A 3,961-nucleotide genomic window follows, 5' to 3' on the forward strand; every position below is an offset into this window, starting at 1 on the left:
GGTAGCGTCAGGCACGTCGAGGTCTTCCGGATGGGTGGCGTGAGAACCTCCATCATCGGAAGACCTCGACCTCTATCCCGTCAACGCCGCGCCGGCCTCGACTACACCCTCATCTGCGAAGAGCCGGATAACGGATCGGTAACGACCCTAAGCGCCATCCGTTGCTTCTCGTCCGGGAAACGATGAAGAATTGATGAAGGTGTGTCCGAATGCCGTGATCCGGCCCACATGAACGGCCGCAATGGTTGTGCAGCCGGCAGCATGCGAACTCGCCGGACGCTCTCCCGTCATGCCCTAGCCGCTGTCGGACAGGCCGATGCCGACCCAAGGGACAGCGCTCCGGGGGCCGGCATGTCCGGGCACCGCAATCCGATCACGAGACACACGCCCCCTACCCGGCGGGGGTATCCTAGAGGGCTACGCGAGCGTATGTCGCAAAGGGTGGAACAGGGCGGAACTGTGGAGAACATGCCGGGTTACAGCGCAACCAAGGACGACCATCTCAAGCGGTTGCGACGCATCGAGGGCCAGGTCCGGGGCATCGCGAGGATGGTCGATGAGGACAAGTACTGCATCGACATACTCACGCAGGTCTCGGCAGTAAATCGGGCCCTTCAGTCCGTGGCATTGGGGCTGCTGGACGAGCACATGGGGCACTGCCTCGTCGACGCCGCACGCGCGGGTGGTGAGGAGCAGGAGTCGAAGCTGAAGGAAGCTTCGGACGCGATCGCACGGCTCGTGCGCAGCTGACCTCCTGGTCTGGTGCGTTTGATCTATGGCGGAGGTTCACCCGCTGCGCCGTACGGCAGAGCGCGCACCAGAGGAACCTTCCCGAGCGCGGTGCGATAGAGGTTGTGCACGTGTTCGACGTCGATGCGTCCTGGGGTAGCGCCCGCTCTGCGCAGCCGGTCACGGAGCCTGCTCTCGACCGTACCGGTGTCCACGGGTGGAGAGCCGGTCAGCAGGACCCGTAGCCCCTCGGGCAGCTGAAGCACCTGCCACCCCGTGGCTCCGAGCTCATCCAGCACCTCGTGCAGGACGTTCGGGTGGACGGCGACCACGCCGTGGTTGGCGGGCAGATGAAGGACGTCTTCCACCCGTCCCTCTACGGATTCGAGCACCCGGAAGGGCCGCCCGCAGGGACACTCGTGGCCGCCGAGGCGAACCCTGTCTGTGAGTTCGTATCTGATCAGGGGGAGTGTGCGGGAGAACAGCACGGTCACCAACAGTTTCGCACCAGTGGTACCGGGTGGGACAGGTGCGCCGTCGACGTTCACAGATTCGCAGACGACCAGGTCCTCGTAGAGGTGGCGACGCCGCAGCACGCAGGGGGAAGCGATTCCCGCTGTCTCGGTGGCGGCATAGACGTCATACGGTTCGGACCGCCAGGCCGCCGCCATCTCACCGGCTGCCGGGGCGCTGAGATGTTCGGAGGCCGACATGACAGCCTGTGGCGCGATGTGGAGCCGCCCGGAGCTTTGCTGCGCGGCCAGGGGGCGCAGCGCGGAGGCGTAGCCGACGAGCAGGCGCGGCGCGAACCCGTTAAGTGCGGCCACAGTCTGCTCGATCGGGGCAGTGGCGTCCAGGCGGAGGGTGGGCACCAGGGGAGAGTGCAATGATGCGCCGACCACGGCGGACTGGTGGGTAGGAATCAGGGAACTTACGACCGCTACTCGTAATGGGTCTCGGAGGCCGACGTGCACGCCGGCCCAGTCGTTCGCGCGCGCGTACGAGGCGAGCACCGTCGCCCACTCCCCGCGGTCCCACACGAACACGCCCCGGCGTCCGGTGGTGCCTGCGGTGGCGGCGACCCACCAGTGCCGCCGCCACGGAAGGCCTGGATCACGGCCCTGGTGCGTGAGGTGGCGCAGGTGGTCCTCGAGGTCTGACAGCAGCAGTCCAGGGGCGGTCACAGCGTCGTCGAACGAGTCCATGAGGTCGGCCTTGGTGACGGGAGGTAGTTCGTTCAGAGGGGCCTGCCGCAGCCCGGAGTGATGCCGCCGGTAGAACGGAGACCGCGCATAGGCGTGGCGCCGCAGGAGATGCAGCGCTCGTTGCTGGTGGGCCGCTAACCGTTCCGGGCTCCATCCGTCCCGGACTCGCCAGGCCGCCCGGAGCGTGAGTGTTCGCGTGAGGAGCGAAACGTCCATAGGTCAGAGTGCCTGGCCGCGCCAGCCGATGGTTGAAGACATCGTCCAGTCTCGATGTAGAAGCGGTGAAGGCCACGTGGCAGATCACGCGTGGACTCAGCCGTGGAGCCACCGGACTGAGTAGCGGAGTCAGAGCCTTGAGGTGATCTCCTCAAGAAGGTCGCCGGGTTCGAGCCACATGGAGGGGTACTCGCCCCGCCACCGTTGGACGCCAGCAGCGTCGATCAGGACAAAGCCGTGACCGGGCAGGCCCGCGTGCATGCCGGTTCCGAGGACGTCATAGGCCTGAGAGACGCTTCCGTCGTCGAGGAGGTAGGGCGTCGTGGCCCCGTAGCGCTGCATGTCCGGCACGATCTGCTCGGCCGTGTTCATGACGATAGGGAGGACCGTGATTCCGGCCTCCGCGAAGCCCAGCTCTTTCTCGATCTCGGCCATCTGTACGGTGCACGCCGCGCATCCGGCTCCTTCGTTGAAGTACAGGACGACCGGGGCGCCGCGCAGCTCGGACAGGGTGACCGAGCTGCCGTCGGTGGTCGGCAACGTGAAGTCAGGGGCCATGCGGGCCGCGGCCGAGCTGCCCGGGCGTGCGCTTATGAGTGCGAAGGCCACGACCAGGACGACAACAAGGAGACCGACGACCCACATGATGCGACCGCGCCGTTGCCGTATGGCCTGGACCTGCCTGTTCTGTGCGGCCGTGCCGCGGAGAGCTGGGCGACGTTGACCGGGCCGCGTGGCGGTCTTGCTGCTCATCGGGAGATCCCTTCAGGGGTGTCGTGGCAACTGTGCTCGTGCGCGTGCGCTACGGCCGGCACCTTGCCGGCAGTACCTGGCTCGGATGAGCCCCTTTCAGCTCGGTCGGTGCGGCGCTTGTCGCGCAGCGTTGCGACGACGAAGACGGCGACGAGCGCCAGGAGGGCGAGTCCCAGAAGTGGCTCGGGAATGGGGCTGACCCAGTTCTGCACCCCGGCAAAGACTTCCGCCAGGGCCTCAGCCATGGTGGCTTGTGCCGCGGTGCCGCCCGTCACGTCTGGGCTGCCGGCCAGGGAGATGACGAAGGCCCCCATCACGGCGAACGCAACCGCAACGGCGACGTTGAGCGTGTTGGTCACCAACACGTGTGAGCCGAGGCGCATCCTCACCACTCTGGCCCGAAGGAGTTTGCGTTCGCCGAGACGCGCCTTGTCCCAGACAAGAGCCATGACGAAGAGCGGGAAGACCATCCCGAAGACATAGGCAACACCGAGAACGAGTCCGCCGGCGGCGGACCCGGACAGTGCGGACAGGGTCATCACACCGGCGAGGACCGGGGCACAGCAGGACGAGGCGATCCCGGAGAAGACTCCCAGGGCGAAGAAGCTCGCTGAGTCACCGCGAGAGGTGTCCGGTGTGCGCAAGAAGCTCGGCAGGGACCACATCTGCCCTGAGAGGGACAGGACGGACAGGGCGATCATGAGGATTCCGCCTGCCCAGTACAACGGCTCGTGGTATTTGGCGATGGCCCCAGCAAGGAGACTCACCCCCAGGGTGATGGGGACCAGGACCAGGGCCAAGCCTCCGGCGAAGATGAAGGTCAGCGGCAGCAGGCGCCAGCGGCGGTTCTTCACCGCGCCGGCCAGATAGCTGGGGGCCAGGAATACGATGCAGCACGGTGCGAACAGAGCGACCCCGCCAGCGAAGAATGCGGGCTCTTCACAATCCAGGGTGTAGCTGGGGTCTGAATCCGCCGGTCTCCAGCAGTGATCTGGCGATGTAGTTGGTGAGGTTGCGGAAGCCGAGGGCGGAGCCGCGCAGGTGCTCGAGCCGGCCGT

General features: G+C 66.4%; 4 protein-coding genes. 1 reads left to right on the forward strand and 3 read right to left on the reverse strand.

Annotation, left to right across the window (positions count from 1 at the left end):
• The first annotated feature begins 468 nt into the window (after positions 1–468).
• Positions 469–750, forward strand: coding sequence for a metal-sensitive transcriptional regulator (locus ABD774_RS21225; protein ID WP_345045693.1), 282 nt, complete (start codon positions 469–471; stop codon positions 748–750).
• Between the two features lie 23 nt (positions 751–773).
• Here ABD774_RS21225 and ABD774_RS21230 read toward each other — a convergent pair whose 3' ends face one another.
• From ABD774_RS21230 to ABD774_RS21240, 3 genes are all read right to left on the reverse strand, one after another.
• The gene (locus tag ABD774_RS21230; RefSeq protein ID WP_345045688.1) at positions 774–1,934 is read right to left on the reverse strand and encodes a phenylacetate--CoA ligase family protein; all 1,161 of its coding nucleotides are present in this window, start codon (positions 1,932–1,934) and stop codon (positions 774–776) included.
• A 345-nt stretch (positions 1,935–2,279) separates the two neighbouring features.
• Positions 2,280–2,903, reverse strand: coding sequence for a peroxiredoxin family protein (locus ABD774_RS21235; RefSeq protein ID WP_345045691.1), 624 nt, complete (start codon positions 2,901–2,903; stop codon positions 2,280–2,282).
• Positions 2,900–3,853, reverse strand: coding sequence for a cytochrome c biogenesis CcdA family protein (locus ABD774_RS21240; RefSeq protein WP_345045696.1), 954 nt, complete (start codon positions 3,851–3,853; stop codon positions 2,900–2,902). Before ABD774_RS21240 ends, ABD774_RS21235 begins: the two co-directional genes overlap by 4 nt.
• Positions 3,854–3,961 lie beyond the last annotated feature (108 nt).

This window comes from Georgenia daeguensis, assembly GCF_039537705.1.
In the GTDB taxonomy this organism is placed as follows: Bacteria; Actinomycetota; Actinomycetes; order Actinomycetales; family Actinomycetaceae; genus Georgenia; species Georgenia daeguensis.